The organism is Serratia sp. J2, assembly GCF_046269175.1.
GTDB lineage: Bacteria > Pseudomonadota > Gammaproteobacteria > Enterobacterales > Enterobacteriaceae > Chania > Chania fonticola_C.
Genome location: NZ_JBKABN010000002.1, coordinates 316,826 through 343,778 on the forward strand (window position 1 = coordinate 316,826; position 26,953 = coordinate 343,778).

Annotated in this window: 24 protein-coding genes; 21 read left to right on the top strand and 3 right to left on the bottom strand. The window is 53.2% G+C overall.

Annotated elements, in window-relative coordinates; genetic code table 11:
- Positions 1-20 precede the first annotated feature (20 nt).
- Entirely contained in the window at positions 21-242 is a 222-nt protein-coding gene (locus ACKWMY_RS03375; RefSeq protein ID WP_021179822.1) for a hypothetical protein, read from the top strand.
- Between the two features lie 41 nt (positions 243-283).
- Here the strand turns inward: ACKWMY_RS03375 and ACKWMY_RS03380 are convergent, their stop codons facing one another.
- The 3 genes from ACKWMY_RS03380 to ACKWMY_RS03390 form a co-directional block, all read right to left on the bottom strand.
- Positions 284-658: a lysozyme inhibitor LprI family protein gene (locus ACKWMY_RS03380; protein ID WP_024484999.1), complete on the bottom strand. Its 375-nt coding sequence runs from the start codon at positions 656-658 to the stop codon at positions 284-286.
- 119 nt (positions 659-777) lie between these two features.
- Positions 778-3,858 carry an efflux RND transporter permease subunit gene (locus tag ACKWMY_RS03385; RefSeq protein WP_409485881.1) on the bottom strand — a complete coding sequence of 1,027 codons (3,081 nt, stop codon included), beginning with the start codon at positions 3,856-3,858 and terminating at the stop codon, positions 778-780.
- On the bottom strand, positions 3,858-4,943 hold the full coding sequence (locus ACKWMY_RS03390; protein WP_024531045.1) for an efflux RND transporter periplasmic adaptor subunit: 1,086 nt from the start codon (positions 4,941-4,943) through the stop codon (positions 3,858-3,860). Before ACKWMY_RS03390 ends, ACKWMY_RS03385 begins: the two co-directional genes overlap by 1 nt.
- Positions 4,944-5,335: 392 nt before the next feature.
- On the opposite strand from ACKWMY_RS03390, the gene ACKWMY_RS03395 reads away from it, so the two are divergent.
- The 20 genes from ACKWMY_RS03395 to ACKWMY_RS03490 all read left to right on the top strand — a co-directional run bounded on the left by ACKWMY_RS03395 (position 5,336) and on the right by ACKWMY_RS03490 (position 26,890).
- Positions 5,336-5,629 carry a hypothetical protein gene (locus tag ACKWMY_RS03395; protein WP_409485882.1) on the top strand — a complete coding sequence of 98 codons (294 nt, stop codon included), beginning with the start codon at positions 5,336-5,338 and terminating at the stop codon, positions 5,627-5,629.
- 659 nt (positions 5,630-6,288) lie between these two features.
- Entirely contained in the window at positions 6,289-6,957 is a 669-nt protein-coding gene (locus ACKWMY_RS03400) for a DsbA family protein (RefSeq protein WP_409485883.1), read from the top strand.
- Positions 6,957-7,904, top strand: a complete 948-nt coding sequence (locus ACKWMY_RS03405) for an ABC transporter (RefSeq protein WP_409485884.1) — start codon at positions 6,957-6,959, stop codon at positions 7,902-7,904. The genes ACKWMY_RS03400 and ACKWMY_RS03405 overlap by 1 nt, the downstream gene beginning before the upstream one ends.
- 24 nt (positions 7,905-7,928) lie before the next feature.
- The gene (locus ACKWMY_RS03410; protein WP_409485885.1) at positions 7,929-10,076 is read left to right on the top strand and encodes a peptidase domain-containing ABC transporter; all 2,148 of its coding nucleotides are present in this window, start codon (positions 7,929-7,931) and stop codon (positions 10,074-10,076) included.
- A complete protein-coding gene (locus ACKWMY_RS03415) occupies positions 10,076-11,251 on the top strand; it encodes an efflux RND transporter periplasmic adaptor subunit (protein ID WP_074029762.1) in 1,176 nt (391 codons plus the stop codon). The genes ACKWMY_RS03410 and ACKWMY_RS03415 overlap by 1 nt, the downstream gene beginning before the upstream one ends.
- Entirely contained in the window at positions 11,244-13,199 is a 1,956-nt protein-coding gene (locus ACKWMY_RS03420) for an ABC transporter permease (RefSeq protein ID WP_261160398.1), read from the top strand. The genes ACKWMY_RS03415 and ACKWMY_RS03420 overlap by 8 nt, the downstream gene beginning before the upstream one ends.
- Complete coding sequence (locus tag ACKWMY_RS03425) at positions 13,199-14,587, top strand: efflux transporter outer membrane subunit (RefSeq protein WP_409485901.1); 1,389 nt, start codon at positions 13,199-13,201, stop codon at positions 14,585-14,587. The genes ACKWMY_RS03420 and ACKWMY_RS03425 overlap by 1 nt, the downstream gene beginning before the upstream one ends.
- A gap of 4 nt (positions 14,588-14,591) precedes the next feature.
- Positions 14,592-15,842 carry a beta-ketoacyl-[acyl-carrier-protein] synthase family protein gene (locus tag ACKWMY_RS03430; protein ID WP_409485886.1) on the top strand — a complete coding sequence of 417 codons (1,251 nt, stop codon included), beginning with the start codon at positions 14,592-14,594 and terminating at the stop codon, positions 15,840-15,842.
- Positions 15,839-16,648 (top strand): hypothetical protein, encoded by an 810-nt coding sequence (locus tag ACKWMY_RS03435; RefSeq protein WP_409485887.1) that lies wholly within the window; start codon positions 15,839-15,841, stop codon positions 16,646-16,648. Before ACKWMY_RS03430 ends, ACKWMY_RS03435 begins: the two co-directional genes overlap by 4 nt.
- Before the next feature lie 15 nt (positions 16,649-16,663).
- Positions 16,664-16,912, top strand: coding sequence for an acyl carrier protein (locus ACKWMY_RS03440; protein WP_199061473.1), 249 nt, complete (start codon positions 16,664-16,666; stop codon positions 16,910-16,912).
- Positions 16,913-16,916: 4 nt separating this feature from the next.
- Positions 16,917-17,651 carry an SDR family NAD(P)-dependent oxidoreductase gene (locus tag ACKWMY_RS03445; protein ID WP_199061471.1) on the top strand — a complete coding sequence of 245 codons (735 nt, stop codon included), beginning with the start codon at positions 16,917-16,919 and terminating at the stop codon, positions 17,649-17,651.
- A gap of 592 nt (positions 17,652-18,243) precedes the next feature.
- Positions 18,244-18,792 carry a tyrosine-type DNA invertase gene (locus tag ACKWMY_RS03450; protein ID WP_409485888.1) on the top strand — a complete coding sequence of 183 codons (549 nt, stop codon included), beginning with the start codon at positions 18,244-18,246 and terminating at the stop codon, positions 18,790-18,792.
- Positions 18,793-19,292: 500 nt separating this feature from the next.
- Complete coding sequence (locus tag ACKWMY_RS03455; protein ID WP_074031379.1) at positions 19,293-19,817, top strand: fimbrial protein; 525 nt, start codon at positions 19,293-19,295, stop codon at positions 19,815-19,817.
- 99 nt (positions 19,818-19,916) lie between these two features.
- Positions 19,917-20,591 (top strand): molecular chaperone, encoded by a 675-nt coding sequence (locus ACKWMY_RS03460; protein WP_261160402.1) that lies wholly within the window; start codon positions 19,917-19,919, stop codon positions 20,589-20,591.
- 104 nt (positions 20,592-20,695) lie between these two features.
- On the top strand, positions 20,696-23,251 hold the full coding sequence (locus ACKWMY_RS03465) for a fimbria/pilus outer membrane usher protein (protein ID WP_308871479.1): 2,556 nt from the start codon (positions 20,696-20,698) through the stop codon (positions 23,249-23,251).
- Complete coding sequence (locus ACKWMY_RS03470; protein WP_409485889.1) at positions 23,242-24,387, top strand: fimbrial protein; 1,146 nt, start codon at positions 23,242-23,244, stop codon at positions 24,385-24,387. Before ACKWMY_RS03465 ends, ACKWMY_RS03470 begins: the two co-directional genes overlap by 10 nt.
- A 71-nt stretch (positions 24,388-24,458) precedes the next feature.
- Positions 24,459-25,001, top strand: coding sequence for a fimbrial protein (locus ACKWMY_RS03475; protein WP_051372386.1), 543 nt, complete (start codon positions 24,459-24,461; stop codon positions 24,999-25,001).
- A 365-nt stretch (positions 25,002-25,366) separates the two neighbouring features.
- Positions 25,367-25,960: a response regulator transcription factor gene (locus tag ACKWMY_RS03480; protein WP_233169409.1), complete on the top strand. Its 594-nt coding sequence runs from the start codon at positions 25,367-25,369 to the stop codon at positions 25,958-25,960.
- Positions 25,961-26,026: 66 nt separating this feature from the next.
- Complete coding sequence (locus tag ACKWMY_RS03485) at positions 26,027-26,695, top strand: response regulator transcription factor (protein WP_074031376.1); 669 nt, start codon at positions 26,027-26,029, stop codon at positions 26,693-26,695.
- Between the two features lie 27 nt (positions 26,696-26,722).
- Positions 26,723-26,890: a hypothetical protein gene (locus ACKWMY_RS03490; RefSeq protein ID WP_161629493.1), complete on the top strand. Its 168-nt coding sequence runs from the start codon at positions 26,723-26,725 to the stop codon at positions 26,888-26,890.
- Positions 26,891-26,953: the final 63 nt, after the last annotated feature.

A 26,953-nucleotide genomic window follows, 5' to 3' on the forward strand; every position in this document is an offset into this window, starting at 1 on the left:
TTGAACGCCGAGGTGTGAGTATGAGTAAGTTTATTGCAGCGGGCCTGCTGGCCGTTTTACTGTCCGGGTGTGCTACCGAGTCGCCTTGCGTACCGGTCTATGATGACCAAGGCCGTCTGGTTCATACCAATACCTGTATGAAAGGCACCACCCAGGATAACTGGGAAACCGCAGGGGCGATTGCAGGCGGGGCGGCAGCGGTGGCTGGCCTGACATTGGGCATTATCGCGTTAACCAAATAGTGATTTTTTAGTCGGGGCGCAGCGTCGGCGCCCCGATCCTATTACTGCTGTTGAGCCAGTTTTTTGCTGTCACAGCCGGTACTCTTGCATTCCCGCTCTACGCTTTTCAGAAAATCGATACGGCTTTGCATGGTCTTGTTTGAGCAAGCGACATTGATCATGGAGTCGTCGCTACATTGACTGTCCCGATTTTTCAGCCATTCGATCTGCGATTGCTTCAGCGTCTGCTTTTGCGGCTGAGTCAGTAGCCCCATCACCTTTTTGTATTGCACATTGATCTCTTGATCCAACTGCACCATCTCCAATGCCGCGCAGTAGGTCACGTCATAAGGGGTACGCGGGCTGTCACAACCCCCGGCCAACGCTGTGGCAGAGACCAACAGCAGCGAACATCCCAAGATTGTTTCTTTAATCACTTTGCACTTCTCCGTGTTTGGTTTTGAACTGGCTACACAGTAAACCAATGCCCGCGTTTGCAATAGCCCGATCGAATACAAATATTCAACCGGGCTTATGCAGTGCCCTTACTTAAGTCTTAGCTCTCAGTTTGCGGTGTGACCTTTTGCTTATCGGAGTTCATACAGCTGTAGATCACCGGCAGCACCAACAACGTCAGCACGGTAGCGAAGCCCAGGCCGAACATGATCACCACCGCCATGCTCTGGAAGAAAGCATCGCTAAGCAGTGGGGCCAGGCCGAGTACGGTGGTAAAGGCCGTCAGCAGGATAGGGCGCAAACGCGAGGTAGAAGCGTCAATGATGGCCTCCAGGATCGGTTTTTCCTGTCGCTGTAACCCGATCTCCTCTACCAATACAATGCCGTTACGGATCAACATGCCGCTTAAACTCAACAGGCCAATCAGCGCCATAAAGCCAAACGGAATACCGGTTAGCAGGAAGCCTACGGTTACCCCAATCAAGGCCAGTGGAATGGTCAGCCAGATCGCGACGGCATTTTTCAGCGAGCTGAACATCAGCACGGTGATGATGAACATGATCACAAAGGCCACCGGCAGGCTGGTGAACAACCCGGCCTGGGCTTCCTTGGTACTTTCATAGTCGCCGCCCCAATTCAGTTCATAGCCACGCGGTAATGGGATGGCATCGATACCCGGTTTGATGCGTTGCAACAGTTCGGCAGAGGTTTCACCGCTCTGGGAGCTAGGATCGGCCTGAACCGTCAGGGTGCGTTTGCGATCCCGGCGCATGATCAGCGGGTCTTCCCACTCGGTAGTAAAGCCGTTGACCACGTTGTCGATAGGAATAAACGCCTGCCGCGCCTGGCTCCAGATCATCACGTCGTTCAACCGTTCGGCATTCAACCGCTCCGAGTCCGGCGTTCTTAACACAATCGGCATTAACCGGGTTCCATCACGGTATAGGCCGACGGTGATCCCGCCAAAACTCATGCGCAGCGCACTGTCGATTTCGCGTTTATCCACCCCTAATTCACGGCCAAGATAATCCGAGAACTGCGGGCGAATAACCATGCTGCGCTGTTGCCAGTCGTGCATAACGCCGTCGGCATTGGGGTCGGCGCTGGCGATGGTTTCTGCCTTGGCCGCCAGCGTTCGCAGCACGTTCGGATCCGGCCCGATAAAGCGCGCCTCGATGGAACTGTTATTCGAAGGCCCGAACATGATGCGTTTGGCCTGGGCGTTCACCTGGGGGTAATTATTGCGTACGTAGCCCTCTATTTGGCCGATCATACCGGGGATCTGGTTGAGCTGCTTGGCTCGTACCATTATCTGTGCATAGTTGGAATATTGCCGCTGCGCGTTGTAGGTGAGCATAAAGCGCATCGCACCCTGGCCGATGGTGACCATGGTATCGCTGACACCGTCTTGCGCCTGGATATGCTGTTCGATTTGGGCAGCAATCTTTTCGGTGTAGGCGATATCGGTGCCGTAGGGCAGCCAGAGATCGACGAAGAAGATCGGCGTATTGGACGGCGGGAAGAAGCTTTGGCGCACGTTGCCAAAGCCGATCACCGAGACGACCATCAACGCGGCCAGCACCCCCAACGTAATGGTGCGCTGGCGCAGCAGTTTGCCCAATAGATTGCGATAGACGCGGAACAGCCAACCATCATAAGGCGATTTGACCGGCTCATCGGGCTTTGGCTCGGCCATTTTCTGTTTTTCAAACGCCCATTTGGTGAATACCGGCGTCAGGGTCAAGGCGGTGAACCAGCTCAGCATCAGGGAGATCAGCAGCACCTGGAACAGTGACTTACAGTATTCCCCGGTGGCATCGTTGGATAAGCCGATCGGTGCAAACGCCAGAATGGCGATCACCGTCGCCCCCAGTAACGGGAACATGGTGCGTTTGACCACGTTATTAATGGCCTGCAGGGTCTTCTCACCCTGTTGCCGCCCAACCAGCACGCCCTCGACGATCACAATGGCGTTATCTACCAACATACTTAAGGCGATCACCAGCGCCCCGAGCGAAACGCGCTGCAGCTCAATGTTGAACAGCTTCATGATCAGCAGGGTGCCAAGCACGTTCAGCGCCAGCGAGGCGGCGATCACCAGCCCGCTACGCACCCCCATAAAGATCAGCAGGGTGCCGACCACGATCAGCAGCGCCAGCAAGAAGTTCATGATAAAGCCGTTCACCGCGCCTTCTACTTCATGGGACTGATCGTAGAAAACGCTGATATCCATCCCGGCGGGGCGTTCGGCTTGCAGTTGGGCCAACCGGGCCTTGACCGCTTCGCCCACCACAATCACGTTCACATTCGGGGCAAAGGATACGCCGATGGAGAGCGCAGGCCGCCCGTTGGCACGGTAGATATTATTGGGGGAGTGGGTTACGCCCTGGCTGATGGTGGCGATGTCGCGCAGGTAAACGCTGCGCGGGCTACCCGGCTCGCTAATCAGCAGGTTACCCAACTCTTGCACGCTGGCAAATTCCCCGGTGGGATGCAGCCTGATCGACTCGCTGCCCACCAACAGATCCCCGGCGTTGGATACCACGTTCTGCCGGCTCAACAGATCGTAAAGCCGCTGTGGGATAATATTGGCGGCGGTCATCTGGGCGCGGGAAATCTCAATCTGCACCTCTTCCGGGATCACCCCGACAATCCCCACCTTACCCACGCCCGGCACCACCACTAACTCACGGCGTAGCAGCTCGGCAAAGTTGCGCAGCTCCTGATTGCTAAAGCCGTCGCCATATAGCGAGAAGAAGAAGCCGTACACATCGCCAAAGTCATCGTTCACTATCGGAGGGCTGGCACCGGGCGGTAACCGTATCGCGGCATCGCCAATGCGCCGGCGCAACACATCCCAGATTTGTGGCAGTTCGGCGGCACCGTATTCAGCACGGATATTTATGGTGATCTGCGACAGCCCCACGCTGGAGATGGAGGTGACGTTATCAATATAAGGCAGCTGCTGAATGGCATTTTCCAGCGGCAGGGTGACTTCTTCCTCCACCTGCTGGGCCGAAGCGCCGTCATAGCGGGTGACCACCACCGCAGTCTTGATGGTAAAGGCCGGATCCTCCAGCCTGCCGATGTTGAGAAACGCCAGCACACCGCCAATACCTAGCAGCAGGATCGCCAGCCAGATTCGGGTGCCGTTGTTGATAAAATTCTCTGTCAGTTTCATTACAGACCTCGCTCACGGACCCAGGCGCGCACTTCCTGATTGGGGCGCAGTTCGCGAGTACCGGCGGCGACGATCCGTTCACCATCGGCCAGACCGGAGACGATCTGTATTCCGTTAGCGGTCAGTTGCCCGGTTTCAACCTGACGAGATTCCACAAACAGTTTGCCATCACGTTCCTTGATCACCCACACGTGGGGTTGATTGCGTGGGCTGTTATCCGGGTTAAATACCGCCTCGACGGGCACAATGACATTGGCCTTTTGCGAAGCCCCGGCCAGATTACCGAGGTTGATTTTCACGCTGCCGCTCATCCCCGAGAGCATTGGCAGGTCTTGCGGGCGCGGCATGGTCAGGGTCATTTGATAAGTCAATGAGCCTGCGGTGGTATTGGTGGTGTGTTCTTTATAGCGGGCGGTAAACTCGCGGCCCGGCAAGTTGTTCAACAGAACAATAGGTTGGTACTGTGCATTGTTTTCATCAATCACAATGAACAGATTTTCAGGGATGCTGAATACTACATCCAGTGAATCCAGCGAGTTCAAGGTCGCTATCGGTTGGCCTGCCGGGATCACTTGATAGTTGCGGGCAGTGAGCGTGGCAATCACACCGGTAAAGGGGGCACGGATTTGCATATCGCTCACCTCTTCCCTGGCCAACTTCAAGGCGGCCTGGGCCGAATCACGCGCTGCGCGATGAACGTCCAGTTCGGCACGGGGAATAACATTGCGGGCACTCAGGGTGGCGAAACGATTGAATTGAGCCTGTGCCAGATCGAACGTGGCTTGCCGGTCACGTAACCGTAGCCGTGCGTCATTGCTGTTTAGTTCGGCAATCACTTGCCCCTGGTTGACTCGTTCGCCTTCGCGCACCAGCAATTGCTGTAGTTGCCCTGGGCGCTTGAAGGCCAGGTCGGTACGGTCACCTGCGATAATCCTGGCAGGGAAGATGCGTACTCCTTGCTGGGCACTGTTGCTAACCTCAAAAATGTTCACCGGACGGACGCTTGCGGGTTCTTTCGGCGTCTCTCTGTCACAGGCAGTAAGAAAAAGTGTGCAAAGCACAACGGCAACCAGTTTTATATTCACGATGCAATCTCTTAGGATCGGATTTTAGGGGGAGCGATGAGTTAACTCGTTGACCATATGCATCACGTCTTACCGCTCGTCTAGGCCAGCTCCGGCCTTTGTTCACGCTGCTGCGAGAACTTAATCTTGCTACTGTGACCGTAGGACACAACCACTTCGGATTTCACGCACTCCCGGCGCTATTCCCCTTACCCACTAGCGGACGTGCGCAACCCATATTGTTTCCTTCAGTTTCAACCACTCGTAGACTCTTCAAGCTTAGTATGCCGTTTGCCAATGTGAGTAAATTATCTTCAGTTGATGCCGTCGGCCCGGTTTTTGGCTATGGCTAATCTATCAACGCTAATGATTTCCCGACTAAGATAATGAGTACCCGCGGTGGCAGGATGCCGATGATGGTACGGATTAAGATGATTCCTGGTTATGATCTGAATCATTTTCCGCATTATTGTGTTGGCTATGATAAAAAGCCCATTGCCGTACACCTCGCGTTATCAACATTGCAAGTTGCTCCGCTTTCTCCTTCCGATTATTACCTCGTAATACCGTTTAGATTTTCTTTAATATCTTTCGTTCTTGAAGCGGGGCTGATTTTACGCTCAGGGAATTATCCTTTATTAACTATTGTTATTTTTTACGGTATATCTAGTGGCGTATTTTTTATTGTATTCAATCTTATTGTTTAACGAGAAACATCCTGTATTAGCGGTGTTATGATTTTTTTGTAATGTGTCAATTGCCACAAAAATTATTATTGATCTGATTTAAACGTCGGGCTATCCTTGGGTCATAACTCTTTTGAAAGAACGAAATAATTCAGTTTGACCTAATTTCTTGCGCTTTAATAAAGGTATGGTTAATCGTGCCTTTATATCAAGCGTAGGATTACTCTATCACTGATGATAGATGTTACTCGGGCTGTTTTTGTTTCACTTTTATAAAAAGGACGATACTGTGAAAAAAGTTAATACCTTAGATGCAGGTGCAATTGTTGGTGGTAAATGTAAAAGAGTCTGTGCTGTTGAGTATGTGGGTGGCGCTGGTGGTGCTTGCTATGTCGTTAGAACTTGCCTGGATAAGAATGGCCGAATTGTGAGTCAGACTAGCTCCTCTGTTGATCCTGCCAACTGCCCGGCTGGCCGACCGTAAGCTCTTCCTGAGTTTCAGGATATAAGTTTGGGCTGGTGCGATAGGATTTTTGCATCGGCCTGTTTGAAAATGGTGCTTATTGATGGACAGGGATGTAATGACTTTTGGCTTGCCAACGGCGCTACGTGCTAAATAAAAATGGCTATCCCTCCGTTATAAGATCTCATTGGTGTGCCTTTTTTAGGATGTACGGTTTATGTTCAAAAGACCCCTGCAGCTTCTCATTTACACCTTGGCGATTATCGTTATTTCCTCGTTGATCACGACGGCCTATTTCCACTATTTTGTATTGAATCAGGGCATCGAACAGCAAGCTCTGGTTGCCGTCAGCGATGACGAGATCAAAAATAGCCCGATCAACGAGAGTAATACCATCGTCGAGATATTCTCTTACGGCTGCCACTACTGTGCCATAAACGAAGAGAATATTGCCAAGCTGGAAGCGCGTATGCCAGCAGGTACAAAACTGGTCCGCCTGCATCTCAATAATGCACAGAGCAATGGCCTGGCAAGTTTCGCCCCATTATTTGCCACCCTGACGGTGATGGGCATTGAACCGCAGCACCGTGAAAGTGCCTATAACGCCGTCATCAAACAAAAAAGCGATCTGAGTCACCCTCAACACCGTGATAGCTGGTTGGCGGAGAACGGTATCGACCTCGCGGCTTATCACGCTGCCAGTCAAACTCCGCAGGTCGCAGAGTTGCTGCGCTATATGACCACCGTGTCCGATCACTACAAAATCAACGCGACCCCAACCTTTATCGTCAGCAAGAAGTGGCTGGCCCTGCAGGATCGCGATTTCCCTGAGTTTGCCGATCACCTGCTGTCGCTGCTGCAGCATGATAAACCGCTGGAGCAATAATGCGTTTCTTTGCCGTGTGGGTTTACCTGGCATGGAGAGATGCCTTGGCAAAAGTCGCGCGGAGTTTTTTGCCGTTGCGTAGAGCACAGAACAACACTGCTTGCTGGTTGCTGCGGCATGGCGATTATCGTTGGTTTCTTGGGCTGGCGGCGTTTAGCCGCTGGCTGCGGTTGAGTAACCGGGGGGAACGCAGGCGTGCTTTTGTGGCCGCAGCCAATAAGCAATGCCTGATTAACGATGGCCGCAAGGTGGATTTTGCCAAGATCAGTCAGCGGCGTCGCTTGCTGGATCTGGCCGCTGCCTATGCCGGTAATGCCCAGCTCCTGGCCCAGTTGGAGCACTGTCAGGTGCAGCTCAACGCGGTAGTTGAGCCCTTGCACCGAGCAGGGCAACCGGTGGTGCTTGCACCGCTGCATATGGTCTCTGACGTGCTGGCTGGCATGGTAGGGGCCGGGGTTTTTCCGGGGCAGGCAACGGTAGTGGTTTCTGCCAGTGCAGAGGTCTATCAGGAAAGAACGCGACAGCAAGCGGGAATTAACCTGTCTTACTGCTCTATCCATGACGATAACCGGGCGATTGCTGGCAATTTGACGAGCGCGATTATGGCGGCGGCCGATCATCAATGCAATATCATGATTTTCCCCGATATCTCGCCGGATTACACCGTCAATACCAATGAGGCAAAAACGGCGAAGCTCCGTTGTCGCCTGTTTGATCGCCCGGCCAACCTGCACAGCGGCGTTATTCGAATCGCCAGAGCCTTGTCTGCGCAGGTGGTCTCTTATTACCTGTATTACGACCAGGGAATAAAGATCCACATTGATCCGCCGATAGCGGCCTGCAACCTGAAAGCCAAACTGCCGGAACTGATTGAAACGTCGATCGTCAGGCACCCTGAAGATTGGCTGTTATGGCACTCACATTCGTTATTTTTTATCAATGAATAACCTGGAAATTGAAGAAGTCAGATCATGGAAAAGATAATCCCGGCGCTGGTGTTTCAAGGCGAAACGAATGAATGTGGACTGGCCTGCATCGCCATGATGGCGGAAACGCAGGGCATCAGTGTGCCATTGGAAAGCCTGCGTGAGCGCTATCCTGCCTCGCAGCATGGCACCTCGCTGGCCACACTGTGCGACATCATGGCTGAGCTGGCGATGCCCGCCTATCCCGTTGCCTTCGAGCACGGTGAACTGGCGGAAATACCGCTGCCCGCCATTTTGCATTATGGGGCGAGCCATTATGTGGTGTTGGCCTACCGTAAAGGTAATCACGTTTGCGTGATGAACCCAGGCATTGGCCAGCAACTGTTGCCTATTGATGCGCTAAAAATGGAAATCAGCGGTTATGCGTTGGTACTGGACAGTGAAGCCCAGCCTGACCCTCAGGCGTTGGCCAATGTTAAGCCCAGTAAACGCTTCAGTGCGTCCGATACCATGAGCCTGAAAGAAACCGCGCGTATCCCCGGTATTTACCGGCTGATGATACTGGCGTTTCTGATCTCTTTAACGCTGTTTATCATGCCGACGATGGTCAGCAGCGCCATCAATCAGGTTTTTTCCAGCGTAGGTGAAACCGACTTCCCTTACTTCTACTTCCTGTTGGCATTTGTCGTTTCGACCACGCTGGCCTTCGGCGTGCGTTGGATCACCGAGCGCTTTATCAAACGCTTTGTGGTGATCAACAGCGTGGCTGGATTCTCGCGCTTGCTCAGCAATTCGCTGAACTTCTTTGATAAACGCGCACCGGGCGAAGTCTTCAGCCGTTTTTCCAACTGGCAGATGGCGTCGGGGACTAAAATCGAACTGGATAACGGCCTGCGTACCGATTGGATCATCGGCGCTATCGCACTGGCGGTGATGTGCTACATGAGCCCGCTGCTGGCCATGGTGTCTGGTGTGGGGGTCACCCTGATGGGGTTGGTCAGCGTTTGGGCCATCTATCGTGACCGTTTCTACACCCAGCAGTTGCAGGTAAAAACCGCCGAGCAGAGCGACTTTATCCTGGAGAGTATTCAAGGATTCTCCACCATCAAGTCCGCCGGGTTGGACAGCCAGCGTAAAGGGATGTTCGCCAAGTTTGCTCTGGCGCTGTTTACCTGTCGCCAACAGCAGAAGATGTACGAGCAGGTCAAAAGCAGTCTGTATCAGTTGATCGGTAGCCTGGAGATGGTGTTCTTTATGTTGCTGGCGCTGCCGTTGCTGAAAAACGGCACTATCACGCTGGGTGAGTTCTTTGCCTACAGTTTTGTGCGTGAAATCTTCACCTCTTATATCACCAAGATTTTCTACTCCGTCCTGCAAAAGAACCAACTGCACGTGATCGATACCCGCGCCAGAGACTTGTTCCCGTCGCGGTCTGAACAGGATAGGGCGGAGGATGCGCTACCTGCCCCCATCCCTAAATTCACTTCGCAGTTACGTTATAAAAATATCGCCTTTGCCTATGACGCCCAGCAACCGGTATTGCACGACCTTTCCCTGTCGCTCAAACCGGGGAAAAGCATTGCCATTGTGGGTGAGTCGGGTGCGGGAAAAAGCACCTTGCTGAAGGTGATGACCGGCCTGATGACACCCCAGCAGGGGCAGGTGATTGTTGATGGCCAGCCGCTCGATTATCAGCAGGTGCACGCGTTGTTCTTCCTGCAAAGCCAGGAGGACATCTTGTTCAATGCCTCGGTGCTGCAAAATATCACCCTGTTTGATGAGAGGTTTGATGAGCGCAAACATCGGCAGGTCGAGCGTTCCCTTGCAGGGCTGAATCTGAGCTTGGTGATAGAAAAACTGCCGGGGGGGTTGAATGCCCTGATCCGCGAAAGCCATGCAGGGCTGTCTCAGGGGCAACGCCAACGTCTGCTGCTGGCGCGAGCTATGTACAGCGATCGTCCGGTGTTGGTGCTCGATGAGCCTACGGCCAACCTGGATGAGGAAACGGCGCACCAGGTGATGACCACCTTGCTGGCACATTGCCGCGAGCAGCATAAAACGTTGATCACCGTGACGCACAGCGAAAGCGTATTACCGATGTTCGATCGGGTATACCGCGTGAGTAACGGCCATGTGGTGAGCGTTGCCACGGAGCTTGAAGCGCCAGCGGCGTTAACCACGGCGATGAGTTAATGAAGTTGCAAATGTTTGGCATGGATAAACGCAGGCTAGTGCCGATTGCCTTGCTGTGTCAGGTGGTGTTGATCGGCACGATCGCCTGGTTCATCGTTGGGCCTACGCAGAATAATACCTATGACATCGAAGAGATCGCCCGTGGCGATATCGAGAAAACCGTGTTGGCCACCGGTATCCTCAAACCAGCGCTGCAGGTCAGCGTCGGTGCGCAGGTTAACGGACAATTGCAAAAGCTGTATGTGAAGCAGGGCGATCGCGTCACCCGAGGGCAACTGCTGGCGGAAATCGATCCGACCTTGCAACAGAATGAGTTGCGTAAATCGGAGGCTGCCTTGCAAAGCGCTCAGGCGCAGAAGCAGGTCACCCAGGCAACGCTCAAGCAGTATCAGCAGGAGTTGAAGCGTCAGATGAAGCTGGATCGCGATGGTTCAGGCGTGAAAAGCGATCTGGAGAAGGCGCAGGCGCAGTACCAAACCCAGCTTGCCCAGTTGAAGGTCAACGATGCGCAGATCGTTCAGGCGCAGATGGAGCAGCAAACCGCGAAAGCCAATCTGGGCTTCACCCGCATCGTCGCGCCGATCGACGGTGAAGTGCTGGGGATCGTCACTAAAGAAGGGCAGACCATCGTGTCGTCACAAACCGTCCCGACCATTCTGGTGTTGGCGGATGTGGACACCATGACGGTGCACACCCGTATTTCGGAGACCGATATCCTGAAGGTGCGCGTGGGGCAACCGCTGTGGTTCTACGTTGTTGCCGATCCAAAACAGCGCTACGACAGCGTGATGGGTTCGATCCAGGAAGCCCCGAACGAAGCCTTGCAGGAAGGCAACTCGTCAGGTTCTGCCAATCAGCAAGCCTCGGCGGTGTATTACAGCGGTGTGTTTGCCATTGCCAACAGCAAACGTCTGTTGCGCACCTCGATGACCGCCCAGGTCTTTATTATCACCGAACAGGTGAAAAATGCCCTGCGCGTGCCGGTGGCCGCCTTTGGTGAACAGCAGGGTAAAGATCGTTATCAGGTACAGGTGATGAACGGTAAACAGCTTGAATCACGCTGGATCCGCATCGGTCTGAACGACCGCCAGTTTGCCGAAGTGAAAGAGGGGCTGAAAGAGGGCGATCGCGTAGTGTTGGTGCAGCATTCAGCCGGGAGTGCTAGCAATGGTTAAGTCATCCGCTCCCTTGATCGCACTGCGCGGCATCTCCCGGCATTTTGTCTCCGGGTTGCAGACCGTGGCGGTACTGAAAAATATCACCCTCTCCATTCAGCGTGGCGAAATGGTGGCGATTATCGGCGCGTCCGGCTCGGGGAAATCCACGCTGATGAATATCATCGGCTGCCTGGACAAGCCCACACAGGGCGAGATGCAGATCAAAGGTATCTCCACCCAACTCGCCAGCAGTGAGCAGTTGGCCCAGTTACGCAGCCAGTACATCGGGTTTATTTTCCAGCGTTATCACCTGATGCCTTATCTGAGTGCTGCCGAAAACGTCGCCATTCCCGCCCTGTATACCGCGATGCCTGCGGCAGAACGCGAGACGCGGGCCGAATACCTGCTCACCCGGCTTGGGTTGCAGCACCGGATGGATTACAAACCGGCACAACTCTCCGGTGGGCAACAGCAGCGCGTCAGTATTGCGCGGGCGTTGATGAACGGGGCGGAAATTATTCTGGCCGATGAGCCGACCGGTGCGCTCGACCGTGCCAGTGGCCAGGAACTGATGGGGATCCTGCACTCGCTGCACCGTTCGGGGCATACCATCATTATCGTCACCCACGATCGGGACGTGGCCAATCAGGCGCAGCGCATCATCGAAATCAGCGACGGCGAGATCGTGGCCGACCAGCGTAATGAGGTGCTAGCCCTACAGGAAACCAAACCTGCGCTGCCGGTTGCCGCGGCTACCGGGCGCAACCCGTTTTGGCCGAGCGTGCAAGAGGCGGTCAAGATGGCCTGGCGTGCGTTGCTGGGGCACCGAGCAAGGGCCTTTTTGTCGATGTTGGGCATCATTATCGGCGTCTCTTCCGTGGTGTCGTCAATGGCGGTGGGTGAGGGCGCTCGGCAAAATATACTCAATGAAATTAGCCAATTGGGCACCAGCACGTTAGATGTTCGCCCCGGCCTGGGGTGGGATAAACCGCGTCCGGATCTCGCCCGCTCGCTGACGGTGGCTGATGTTGAGCTGTTGGAGCACCAGCCTTATGTCGACAGCGTGTCGCCGGTGGTCAGCAATACCGTGGCCGCCGTGCGCGGTGGCAAAGAGGCGATGGCTTCGATTTCCGGTATCAGCAACGCCTATTTTCGTGTGCAGGGCCTGAATTTCCTTTCCGGCAACGGCTTTACCCGGCGCGATCTGGATGAGCGTGAGCCGGTGGTGATCATCGATCCGGAATTACGCGACACACTGTTTGAGCCGGATGAAGTGGCTGAGGGCGGGATCGTCCAGCTTGCGGGTACGCCTTACCGGGTGATCGGCGTTGCCGAACGTAAAGGTGGTAAATACAGCGGCATGATGTTGGGTGCCTGGATGCCTTATACCGCGGTGCTGGAGCGCATGTCCGGCGATATGCCGATCGAGTCGATTATGCTGCGTGTGCACGAGGGGACTTCGCTTATCGAAGCACAGGGGCGCGTCGAACGGCTGTTGGAACAGATGCACGGCCGGCGCGACTTTTTCACCCAGACCAATGACCAGATGACCAAGGCCATCCGTAAAGCCTCGGATTCCATGACGCTGCTGATCACCGCCATTGCCGGGATTTCTCTGCTGGTGGGTGGGGTTGGCGTGATGAACATCATGCTGGTGTCTGTCACCGAACGTACCCATGAGATCGGCATACGCCTTTCGGTCGGTGCGCGGCCCGCAGACATCATGCGTCAGTTCCTGATTGAGGCGATGGTGATCTGCTCGTTGGGCGGGTTGATCGGCATTATTGGCTCCGGGCTGGCCGGGGTGATGTTCTCCCTGGTGACGCAGGAGTTCACCATGATTTTTACCTGGCCGCCGCTGGTGCTGGCCTGTGGGTTCTCGGCGTTGATCGGCCTGGGTTTTGGTTTTTTCCCGGCGCGCAACGCGGCGCGTCTGCATCCCACGGAGGCGTTGGCGCGCGAATGATGAAGAGCAAACTCCCTCTACTACTGTTGCCCCTGCTGCTGAGCGGTTGTGGCTCGTTGACGAAAAGCGACTATCAGCGGCCAATGCTGTCAGTACCTGCCGAGTGGCGGATGCAGCAGACCGGAAGCGATTTTCTGCAACACACCGAGCATTGGTGGGATAACTTCGACGATCCGCAGCTCTCCGTGCTGATTGGGCGGGTGCTGACCAGCAACAACGATCTGGCCATTGCCGGGCTGCAACTCCAGCAGGCGAGGCTGGCGGCCGGGCTGAAGAATACCAACCTGACGCCAACCGCGACGGCAAACGGCGGGGTCAGTAATAGCAAGAATCTACGCCAGAATACGAACTCCACAGAGTCTTACAGCAGTGGGCTGGAGCTAAGCTATGAATTGGATTTGTGGGGCAAACTGGCACGAACCAGGGAGCAGGCGCAGTGGCAGGCTGAGGCCAAGGAACAGGATCGGCAAAACACCGCGCTGACGCTCATCGGCAATACGGCGCAGTATTATTGGCAGATCGCCAACCTTAATCAGCAAATCAAGCAACAGCAGGCGGGGCTGGAAATTGGCCAGCAGACGCTGGCGATGGTGCAATCCCGTTATGACGCCGGTGCCGCCGGGCAACTCGACCTGCAACAGGCGCAGCAATCGCTGATTAATCGTGAGAACACTTACCGCACGCTGCAACAACAGCGGGAAGAGAACCGTAATGCGCTGGCGATCCTGTTCAACCGTTCACCCACCGATCGTCAGGCCGAACGCCCTTCCCTGGATATCAATCAGGAAGTGCCGGTAGCGAGCGCTTTGCCGGTAGTCGTCATTGCTCGTCGGCCTGATGTGCAGGCGGCAGAAAAGAACTTGCGTGCTGCGCTGGCAGGGTCGGATGTGGAGCGCTTGAACTTCTATCCTACGCTTTCGCTGAGTGCTTCACTCAATGCGGGCAGCACGATTTTCCAGCAGTGGTTCAGTAACCCGAGCAGAAGCTTGGGGAGCAGTGTTGCTTTACCCTTCCTGAACTGGAATACCGTGCAACTGACCATCGAAATAGCCGATTTGGACGTCAAGCAGGCGGCGATCACTTTCCGCAGCCAGGTCTACAACGCGTTGGCCGACGTGGATAACGCCATGTCGCAACGGCTTAGCTATCAACAGCAAAAAATCAATCAACAACGCAACCTGCGGCTTGGTCAGCAGCGTTTGGCGCTGGCCAGCAGCCAGTATCATGCCGGTGCTGCCTCTCTCCAGACCTTGCTGGAGGCCGAGGATGCGTTATTGACCATTGAAAGCAATTTGTCAGATCTGCAGTACAACTACCTCAATGCCACCATGAAGCTGTGGCTGGCGTTGGGCGGCGGTGTGGAAAAAGACGGTGATATAACAGGATGAGATCATGAATAGAGATGCTTTGCCACGTCGCGTGGTGGTTACAGGCTATGGTGCGGTCACGCCATTAGGGATGAATACCGAGCAAAGCTGGGCGGCGATGATGGATTACCGCTTGGGTTATCGCTATTACGATAAATCTGCCGTGGGGATCCAGTCGCATTTTTTGGGGGTGATAGACGACGAACCTGACTTGAAAGGGGTGCCTGCCGCGATCCGCCGCCGTTTGCCACGCTTTGCCCGGTTAGCCTTGGGGGCGGCCCGCGAAGCAATGGAGATGGCTTTCCATGGGGAAAGCCCGGCGGCCTATTACGATCTGCTGGAGTGCGGCACCATCATCGGTAGCGGCTGGGCGGGCCAGGATGAAATACAAAACAATCATGAGGACTTTCTGCGTGCAGGACTGGGTTCACCCTTTGGCTGTTTCCTGTCCATGCCGAATGTCGCGACGGCCGCCTGTAGCCTGTTCTGGGGCCTGCGCGGCTATCAGAATAGCCCGATTGCGGCCTGCGCCACCGGAACGATCGCCATTGGCGATGCGTTTGAGGTGATCCGCAGTGGCCGTGCCTCGATGATGCTGGCCGGGGCAGGGGAATCGTTAAGCAGCGACACTGCCGTCTGGAATATCGATGTGCTGCGTGCTTTGACGAGTGAGCAGGACGACATCAGCAAGGCCTGTTGCCCATTCAGCCTCGATCGCAACGGCTTTGTCCTTTCCGAAGGTGCTGCCGTGTTGTGCCTGGAAGAGCGCGAAGCCGCACTGGCACGTGGGGCAACCATCCTGGGGGAAATCAAGGGCTACGGCAATTACTCTGATGCCTTCGACTTTACCGCCCCGGCGGAAGACAAGATTGCCCGGGTGACAACCATCCAGCACGCCTTGCGGCAGGCCGGGGTGACGGCGGAGGAGATTGACTATATCAATGCGCACGGCACCTCTACGCCCCTCAACGATCTGAATGAAACCCAGGCGATCAAGCTGGCCTTCGGCGAGGCGGCTTATAGCACGCCGCTTTCCAGCACCAAGTCTTACTCCGGGCATCTGATTGCGGCGGCCGGCAGCTTTGAATCCATCATCTGCCTGCAAGCGTTACAGCATCAACTGATGCCCGCCACCTGTCACCTGAAAAATGCCGATCCGGAGTGCGATCTGGACTACGTCAGCGAAGGGCACCGCCCGGCCCGGTTACAGAACATCTTGAATCTGAGCTTCGGTTTCGGCGGCGCTAACGCGGCGTTGGTTATCGGGCGGGCATGAGCATGATCCTCAACTACACCTTGCGCGATGCCGAGGAGTGGGCCGCCTTTTCCGGCGACTACAACCCGATCCACTTTGATCTGCAACACGTACGTAAAATGGGAGCCGATCAACTGAGCGTCCATGGGATGCGTGCGATGCTGGATATGAAACGTCATCTGAGTGCGGTGTTGCTTGCGACTCCGTTGGAGCATGACTTTTATGTTTTCAGCACCCGCATGCGCCGACCGGTGCTGTGCCAGACGCCGTATCACTTGCAGATAGCGGGTAACGGCAAGCAGATCACCGGTGAATTGCGGGATTGCGCCACGCAGGAAAGCTGCTTCAGCAGCAAGCTGGCCCCGGCCAGATCACTAGACTTGGTGGCTTGCGATCACGAGCATGCGCTGACCGTTAACGAGGTGATGGCACTCTGCCAGCCGTTCCCGGGGCAGGCATCGGAGATCACCCAGGCGTGGAGTTTCTTTGACGCCCTGCTGTTCCAACTGCTGGTGAAATCCCCGGAAACCTTGGCGGCGCTGACGACGGCGTTGCCGGAGCTGCAGGCCACCACGCTGATTGAGGTGTTTGCCCTGAGCCCAGTGGTACAGACACATCATGAGACTCACTTCAGCGCCCGATTATTCAACCCAGAAACGCTTTTTGCACCCGAAGATCGGCTGTACTACTGCATTCAGCCGATGCTGATCATCGGAAACAAAAGCAGTGGATTGGTGTTACGCACGGTGATCGAGGCCAGAACGCAGTGGCATCCGCTGCTCGCGACTTCCATCACCTTGAAAACATGGCCAATGGCCGATCATTAACATAGGGATATAACCATGGAAAACTACCAACAGGTTTACGATACCGTCACGGAAATGATTTGTGATGCCAAAGATCTCGAGAGGGCCGATCTGGCACCAGAGATGCCCCTGCATCAGTTGAAGCTGGACAGCCTGGACTATGTGGAGCTGATGGTATTGGCCAAACGCGAGTTCGGGGCAACGCTCACCGCAGAAATGTTCATCAATCAGCCGACTATGACGCTGGGTGAACTCTGTCAAAACCTGGCCGATGCGCAAAAGTAATCCCATGACTAAACAATGGGTGTTGGTGACCGGTGGGAGCCGGGGGATTGGCCGCGCATTGGTGGAAGAACTGGCCAAGCAATGGAACGTGGTGTTCACCTGCCGTCACGCTCAGTCAGCCAGCACGGCGGTGATTGAAGCCTGCTCGGGTTTGCCGGGCTGGGTGGAAAGCTGCGTCTGTGACGGCAGTGACGAGCAGGCGGTGAACGTTGTGGCTCCGCCGTTGCTGGCACGCCTCGGTGCACCTTTTGCGGTGATCCATAACGCCGGGATCACGCTGGATGATTTGCATATCCAGCAAACCGGTGAGCGCTGGCGGCAGGTGATCGACACCAACCTGAACGCCATCTTCTACTGGAACCACCACCTGCTGCCCGCCATGATGGCGCAGGGGGAGGGGGCGATGGTGCTGATGTCTTCGGTGACGGGCATCAAGGGCAACACCGGGCAAACGGCCTATGGGGCCAGTAAGGCGGCGATGATCGGCATGGGGAAATCTCTGGCGCTGGAAGTGGCCCGTTTTGGTATCCGGGTAAACTGCCTGCTGCCCGGGATTATCGAAAGCGAGATGACGCAGGCCATTCCGCCGGAGGCGCTGAAGGCGCTGCGCAAGCAGATTCCTCTGCGCCGCCTGGGCAAAGCCAGCGAGGTGGCGCGTACCACCGCGTTTCTTATCGGTGATGACAGCCGTTATATGACGGGCCAGAGCCTGATCCTTGACGGAGGTTTTACCGTCTGAACGCGTTAATACCTCCTGTATTATGTTGGGGCACTGTCTATCGGTGCCCTTTTTTATTGCCGTACATTCCCGCGAATATATTCAGGTCCGTTTGATTTTCAACCCACTCATATACGTATTTTCCGATAGATATGCCTCTTTGTATAGTTTTGGGTTATGTTTGTCATTTATTTTATGTGTTTTTATTTTGGGATTATTCTCTAAAGGAACCGCTGTAGGAAGCCTCTCTACTCAACGTCCCATTTGGCTGTTGGAGATGGGTGTTATTCAATTTTTCATCAGGGTGTTTATATTTTGTATTTATTGCATTCATCCTGTTGTTATTATGTTGCATAATTTAACCTTGATGTTTTATTAACCTACAGCTGAACTGAACTACTGATTTTAATCTCATTGTTGGCTAAGTTGCGTTAGATCATAAGCAATTAGCATTGTTCCATGACCAGGCTGTTTCGTGATTACTTATCGGCTATACTCCACTTAGGATCCAGGATGTTATCCGAAGGTAGGGGGCTAATGCTCCTGAGCGTTGTTGTGGAAATAAAAGGGAGGAAAAATCCACATACTTTTGGTGAAAAGTCAAAGAGGTATTATGACCAGTCGTAAACATTTAACGCCTTCCGAAGTGGAAAAACTGCTAGAGGCAACGCTGAAAGGCAATAATCCAGAACGTGACTACTGTTTGATTTATATGTGTTTTATCCATGGTTGCCGCGTGAGTGAAATCAATAGCTGGCGGCTATCAGATATCGATCTTGAAGGTGGCAATATTTATATTCATCGATTGAAAAACGGCTTCTCAACGGTTCATCCTTTGTATGTGCGCGAGCGGAAGTGTTTACAGCGTTGGATGGCCAAGAGAAAACATTATCGTGGTGCGGATAGCGAGTGGTTGTTTCTTTCTAACCGGGGATCTCGTTTATCACGTCAACGTATTTATTGGCTAATTCGTAATTACAGTGAGGCGGCCAATCTGGAGGTCAATGCACATCCCCATATGCTGCGTCATGGCTGCGGTTTTGCCTTGGCGGACCGGGGAATTGATACGCGTTTGATTCAGGATTTTCTTGGCCATAGGAATATTCAGAATACGGTGTTATATACGGCAAGTAATGCCAGAAGGTTTAAGGAAGTATGGTGATTGAAGTATGAGGAAATATGTCTAATGAGTCACTTTGAACTAAATTGCAACATACTCTAAGGATACTCAAAAATAATGTCAACACTAACTATTCAATAATCCACCTTGATTGACAAATGCATTAAATAACAATGATTTAAATAATTCCTGCCCTAAAAAAATCCCATCCAGCCTTAAGTGTTTTCTTACTTAAACACCTATAAAAAGCCAAGTGCAAAACCTGCCTGTTTTATATCCAGTTAATAATTCTTTTATTATTCAATTTGTCAGAATATTGAGCTGAAAATTATTTGTTATAAGGCCATCCTTGGCACGTTAAACCAAAGGAGTCACTTTAGTTCAAAATGAATCGTTTGGCTGGAAAGGTATTACTGCCCTATCGCTATTTGCGGACGCGGCTTTCAGTCGATGAACTAAATAAAAAGGAATGACATAGGGTTATGTCAAAAATAAACAAATGCGCGCATTCGAAGTGCATTATTTAAAAGGAAAAGTAGTATATGAACAAGAATCTGCTCGCCGTGGCTGTACTGGCTGCCTCCGCGTTCTCTACCGCTGCGTTCGCTGCAGACGGCAAAGTAAACTTCTCTGGTGAGATCATCGATCAAGCTTGTACCGTGCATTCTGACTCAGAAAACCAGACCGTTACTTTGGGTAAAGTGTATGTCGGCGCATTCAAAGGTGGCGCTGGCGTAACTGCTGCCTCTAAGGATTTCTCCCTGATCCTGCAAAACTGCCCAGATACGGTTACAGCGGCGACAGTGCGTTTTGATGGTATCCAGGTCGCAGGTAACGATGCCGTTCTGGCGCTGACCGAAGAGCCGGGTGTGGCCACGGGTGTTGGTGTTCAGATTGCTGACAACAACAACAAAGTGATTAACCTGCACACGGATTCAAGCGTTTACCCGTTGAGCAGCACCGATGATAACGTGCTCGGGTTTGTTGCACGTTACTACGCGACTTCAGCCACCGTAACTGCTGGCAAGGCTAATGCAGTGAGCAACTTTACCATTATCTATCAGTAAGTTTTATCCGCTTGGCTGATACGGGCGGTATAAGGCTGGTCAGGGGAGCGAAAGTCACCCCCTGGCCTTTCTCTCAATGGGCGAAGTGGTGAATAAGAAATGAAAGTCTGGCGGAGCACAATAGTCGCAGCGCTGTTACTAACCTTTGGTGCGCAGGTACAGGCGGGCATTATTGTCGGCGGAACGCGCCTGGTTTATGACGGTGGTAAAAAAGAAGCCTCCCTGGGGATCAATAACCCGGATAAGGTGCCCTATCTCATCCAATCCTGGGTTGATACAAACGAAGGGGACACCTCCAAGGCGCCATTTATCATTACCCCCCCTTTATTCCGTTTGGATGGTGAGCAGAATAATATCCTACGCGTAGTGCGTGCCGGGGGGAATTTGCCGACCGATAAAGAATCTCTCTATTGGCTGAACATCAAATCTATTCCTTCAGCCAAGAAGCAGGAAAACAGTTTACAAATTGCGGTCAAGACCCGTATCAAGCTGATTTATCGCCCTCAGGGGTTACCCGGTACGTTAGAGGATGCTGCCAAGACATTGACCTGGCAGCGTAGCGGTAACGCGGTTCAGGTGACCAATGCATCGCCCTACTTTATCACTCTGTTCTCAGTCAAGGTTAATGGTAGTCCGCTGAAAAATGTCAGCATGGTTGCGCCGAAGTCCAGTGCACGCTTCGAGTTACCCGACGGTAGCTCTGGTGGGGCATTGAGCTGGGAAGTTATTAACGATTACGGCGGTATTACTAAACCGTTTATCGGGAATCTATAAGGCATTCACCAGATTAAATACAGCTAATCCCTGCACAGGTAGTTCAGGGAAGGGACGCGGCTTGCCGGAATTTACTGGCGCGGCTGATAAATGGAGTTAAATGGATGAAAAACCCGAAGCGTATAGGCTCGCGCGGATTTAACCGTACCCCGTTGGCGTGGTTGATCTCATGTCAGGTTGCCATGTTAATGGGAATGTCCGGTAGCGCACAGGCCCGCGATTACTTTAACCCGGCACTGCTGGAGCTTGATAATCCGTCTCAGAGAGGGGCCGATCTGACGGTTTTTGAAGATGGTCGGACTCAAGCCCCAGGTACGTACCGGGTTGATATCTATCTGAATGGGGGGATGATCGATACCCAGGATCTTGATTTCTCCCTGCAGCGGAGCCCGGCAGGTGAGGACAGCCTGCAGCCTTGCTTAAGCAGCGATATGCTGGAGGCAATGGGTGTGAAGATCGCTTCCTTCCCCGCTATTCCGGCCTCTGGGCAGTGCGTTAATCTGGCGCAGATCATTCCTCAGGCATCGGCCTCGTTCCGTTTTAATCAACAGCGGCTGGATATCAGTATTCCCCAGGCGGCATTGAACTCGACCGTGCGTGGCTATGTTTCGCCAGACCAATGGGATCAGGGAATACCGGCGCTGTTGGTTAACTATAACTTTAGCGGTGCCAACAGCTGGGCACGAAGCAGTAACAGCTCGGACAGCAATAGCTATTATCTCAACCTGCGTTCAGGGGTCAACCTCGGCGCCTGGCGTCTGCGTAACTACTCAACCTGGAATCGTGACTCTGATGGCGAAAGCCACTGGGATTCCATCAATACCTATTTACAACGCGACATCGTGGCGCTGAAGAGCCAGTTGATACTGGGTGACAGCTCCTCTCAAAGTGAGGTGTTTGACAGCGTGCCTTTTCGTGGTGGTCAGTTAGCCTCGGATGATGACATGCTGCCAGAGAGTTTGAGGGGTTATGCGCCGACGGTACGCGGTATTGCCCGCAGTAACGCTCAGGTCACCGTTCGCCAGAACGGCTATGTCATTTATCAGAGCTATGTGCCGCCAGGGGCCTTTGAAATCAGCGATCTCTACCCGACGGCGGGCAGCGGCGATCTGCAAGTGAGCATTAAAGAGAGCGATGGCAGCGAGCAAAGGCTAGTGGTGCCGTTTGCTTCCGTCCCGGTGTTACAGCGGCAAGGGCGTTTCAAATATAGCCTGACCAGCGGCCAATATCGTTCATCCAACAGTAACGTGGATGATACGCTGTTTACTCAAGGCACGGCGATCTACGGCTTGCCGAGGGGCGCCACCCTCTACGGCGGCGTGCAGGCCGCCAGCAAATATCAGGCACTGGCTTTCGGCTGGGGGCAAAACATGGGGGTTATCGGCGCGTTTTCTACCGATGTTACCCAGGCTTGGTCTAAACCTGAATTTGCTGCCAAAGAGCGTGGCCAGTCGTGGCGTATGCGTTACGGCAAGAACTTTGTCGAAACGGGTACCAGCTTCACCTTGGCCAGCTATCGTTACTCGACGGCGGGGTTCTATACCCTGCAGGAAACGTTAAATACCTATACCGGCGGCAAAACTTCACAAAGTCAGAACCACAAGAAGAGTCGTGCTGAACTGTCGATGAGCCAGGCGCTATGGGAAGGTGCAGGTTCACTGTCGCTCAGTCTGTACAACGAGGATTACTGGAACGATCGGCGCCGTAACCAGTCGGTAAGCGTTGGCTATAACAATAGCTGGAACAGCATCAGCTATGGCCTGAACTATACCTTCAGCAGAGATGGTTATGACAGCAGCGGCGAACGCGTCAACTACGACGACCATATTCTCGCCTTCAATATCAGCATGCCATTGGGCGGAAGGCTGTCTGACAGCTATGCAAGTTACAACCTGAATACCAGCCGCAAAGGTACCACCAGTAACTCAGTCGGCCTTAATGGTACCGCATTACCCAGTAATAACCTGAGCTATAACGTCAGCCAGGGCTACACCAGCCAGGGAGTCGGGGCTTACGGCAATAGCAGCCTTGGCTATCGTGGCGGCTTGGGCAGAGTCAATGTGGGGTATGGCTATAACCGTTCCGATCAACGCCTCAACTACGGGGTACAGGGCGGGATCCTCTTGCACGAAGACGGTCTGACACTCTCGCAACAGATGAATGAGACGGCGGTGCTGGTGAAAGCACCGGGAGCCAAGGGTGTCAATATAGCCAACCAATCAGGGGTGACTACCGACTGGCGTGGCTATGCCGTAGTGCCTTATGCCACGGTATATCGCAAAAACAATATTGCGATAAACACCACTACTCTGCCGGATGATGTCGATATGACGATAACCAGTCAGACGGTGATCCCAACCCGTGGTGCCATAGTGCGTGCCGAGTTCAAACCTAATATCGGCCAACGGGTATTGATGACCCTGTTGAGGCAGGGCGGTGCGCCAGTACCGTTCGGTGCCACCGTAACCGATAGCAATGGGGGAGATAACGGCAGCATCGTCGGTGACGGTGGTCAGGTATTCCTCTCAGGGATGGCCGGTAGCGGCAAGTTGCTGGTCAAATGGGGCAACGCCGCGTCGCAACAATGCCAAGTGTCTTACAGTGTGCCGGAGCAAAAAGATAGCGCCGGGATCCGTCTGATGAATGGCCAATGTTTATAAAGGCTTTAATGATGAATAAATGGAAATCGTTAGTGCATTATTCAGCAATCGGGGGAGTTATCGCCTTAGGGTTGGGGATCCTGCCGTCGGCGCAGGCAGCCATCGGGCAGTGCGAACCTGCAGGCTCGACTATGGGTTATCACTTTACCTTTAATCAGCTGTTCGACCATCCGGATAAGAACACGGCTGGCAAGACTTTTTATGAGGTGAATAAGGCCGAAAATGTGTGGCAGAACGAGGGGGACGGGTATCTGGTCAACTGCGACTGCGGTAGTGAAACTCGGATGAAAGAGTCGTTTATTATGGCTGTCCCAAGGGGGGCGCCTCTGCCGGATGGGGATGGTAGCAGGCAGTTCTATTCATTGAGCGGTAGCGATGATTTTTCTGCAGCTATGGACGTGTATATTGCCGGTGCCGTCAATAAATATTTCCCTGTGCCTTTCCCCGGCAACGGATGGAGGGGGAATGGTTTTTTTAACCGGCCTCAGGATTGTAAGGGCGTACTCTATGATAGTGGTGCACAAGGCTTGGTTCATCTCTATTTCAGACAGGCGGTCATTGGCACCTCGACAATAACCTATTCTCCCTTGTTGGATGTCTATATTAATTCGGATCCCAATGTAGGCCGGGGGAACAGGCCAACGGCGTCAGTGAGCATGAGCGGTAAGATCACCGTGCCGCAAAAATGCGAACTTAAAAACCCAATGATTACCGTGCCCTTTGGCAGCATTATGTCCACCGATTTTAAAGATAAAGGCCAAAAGCCAAGTACCGTCCAGATACATGAAGAAACCCTGTATCTGGAGTGCACCAACCTATCGACACGCGCAAAAATCAGCTTGCTGTTTGAGGGGGAGGTGAATCCTCATGATCCTACTGCCCTGAAGACCACCACCACTAATGGTTCAGTGACGTCGGATAATGATGATATTGCGATCAGAATTGAAGAAAAGCGTGGCGGAAATACCCAGGTTATTTCGCCTGGGGACAAACTGTCTATGGAAATGAATGGCTTGGGTAATATCGATAGTGATAGTCAGACGACATTGAACATCTACCCTATCAGCACGACCGGCAAAGCACCGAAAGTTGGAGACTTTGAGGCAACCGCGACTATTACGGTAAAAATGGAATAATCCCGTTTGCATCGGAAAGCTCGGACTTTCTGCGAAAGTAAGTTTAATTAAAATGGAGAAGGATATTTATTATGGATATGAAAGCAATTTTTAAAACGACTGCATTGTGCCTGGCTCTCGGTGGTATGGGGATCAGTTGCTCGGCTTCGGCGGTCGATGCACGCATAAAGATTACCGGTACGGTTAAAGCTTCGCCGTGTACGGTCGATGCCGTGGGGGGCGATGTCAATGTCGATCTGGGGGAAGTTAAGGCACATACTCTGACCGCGGGGGCGGGGAGCGATTGGGAGAGTTTCAGCCTGGATCTGAGTGATTGCCCCGTTTCAACCACTGACGTTACTGCGACATTCACCGGTACGGCAGCGGATGAAAGCGCGGATTTGTATAAGAACGCCGCGGCCAATCCTGCCGGTGCTGTGCAGATTGAAATGGTTGATGGGAGTACATCAGGAGCTAATCGCCGGTTGGGCAGCGGCAGTGATATGACCGTGCTTGTCGATCACTCCACCAACAAGGCGAGCTTCCCGCTGAAGGCGCGCGCTTTTAGCACTAACGGTGGGGCAACCCCAGGCAGTATTGAGGGGGTTGTGCAGGTGGCTCTTACCTATCAGTAATCACCAGTAATACCCTCTAGCCATAAGAAAACCTGGCCCCATTTTTTTATGGCCGCTTTAGCTTTACCTGTGTCTGTTGAGTTAATTGCCTGGGGCTTATTAATTTTTGATAGCTGGCTATATTTTCAATGTGTTGTTTGATCAATAAAAATAAGAAGAGATAACCCTCATATATATGAGAGGGAATGACATTTTTGCACACCAATTTATCAAGGAAGTAAAAAAGGGTATTTAGCAGAAATGGGAGGTTCAATATGACAATGGTTCATACTTATCAGAGAGGGAGTGCGCATTCCCCCAGCCCTAATGGGTTAAAAGGGGACGGTGTGATTGTAATGGAATCTTGCCCCATCACTGCACTTGGAATGCGTAATATTTTGGCCCAGTCCTGTGGCCTGACGGACGAGGTACAGCGGGTCAGTAATCTGGAGCAAATCCCTGGATTGATGCGCCACCGCCCGGCCCGGCTGTTGATTATGGAACTGTGTGGTGAAGAAGAGTCGGTTCTGGATGGTTTAAGACTGATTGCACAGTGCCTGGAGCATTGGCCAGCCACGGCGATGATTGTGTGTACCGCTCTTGACGATCCTCGGGTGCTGCAATTGCTGACCGCGTCAGGCATCAAAGGGCTGGTGCTCAAACAGGAGCCTGGAGTTGCGCTGGCGCAATGCGTAAAGCAGGTCTTGTCGGGGTGTCGCAGCTATAGCCATAAGGTGCGGCAATTGTTGAGCAGTCAGTCTGCTATTGGCAAAGCCTTGACGTCCCGTGAACTGGATGTGCTGACACACCTGTTTTCAGGCAAAAGCGTGACCACCGCGGCGTTGATGATGCACCGTGATGTTCGCACCGTTAGCACCCACAAGCGTAATGCGATGCACAAGCTGGGCTTTCAGAATGATGGTGAACTTTATTTGCAAGGCAAGTGGATGGCAAAGACCGGCCCGGTGTTTGCCCGCTAACCTTTGATATCGCTATGCACTTATTCTCTGGATGGAATCAACGAGATATTTATACAGGAGTCGTCTATGCAACCGTTGTCACAAAAGCCGCTTGGCTTGGCATTAATGGATCGCAGCCCACTCACACTTACTGGGCTGTCTTGCTTTATTGGCACGCTTAACGTCGCCAATGAGATTATCGTGCAGGAAACCAGCATGGCTGCGGTTGCCGAAAGGTTGCTGTACCAACCTGTCGATATTCTCATCACCGAACTCAATGGCCTGAATGAAACCATCGCGCAGTGCCGTGAAGTTCTACTGAATTTGTGTGCGCAGCAGCCTGAGTTACGGGTCATTGTTTACACCCGCAGCCAGACAGGCGAGGATCTGTGCAAGCTGCTTGATGTGGCCAATATCAGCGTGGTGTCCCGTGGGGATGAATTGCCACTGGTCGGAGAGTTCTTTCACCGGGTATTTAACGGTGAGCGCGTATTGAGTCCATTGATCGGCTCTTACCTGGCGCGTAGCGATCCTGAAGATGTTTCAAGCCTGCATCATCTGACCCGCTGCGAAAATGATGTTCTGTCGTTCTTGTTCAACGGGATGAGCCTGCGGGAAATTGCTGAACTGCAACAACGCAGCATCAAGACCATCAGCGCGCACAAATGTAATGCCATGCGCAAACTACAGGTTAAAAACGACAGCGAACTGTTCTCGTTGAGAAAAAACATTAGCCAGCAGTTTGCCTGTGATTGATGGCTGGAAATCGCTTGATGCCCCGCCGTGCTGTCATCAAGTATGGCGGGGCATACCGCAGAGCTGACGGAACGGTACCTCGATCATCCAGTTACTGAGCCGCTATCCATGGATATTCTGACCGGCGATCTCCAAGCGGCCAAATCACGGCAGTATCACGATGATCGTGCCGCCAAGCTTGGCTTATGGCAATAAAGGTCAGCCCCTGATATCCCATCGTGATCGACTATGATATATAACGTTAGAATATTGGCTGTT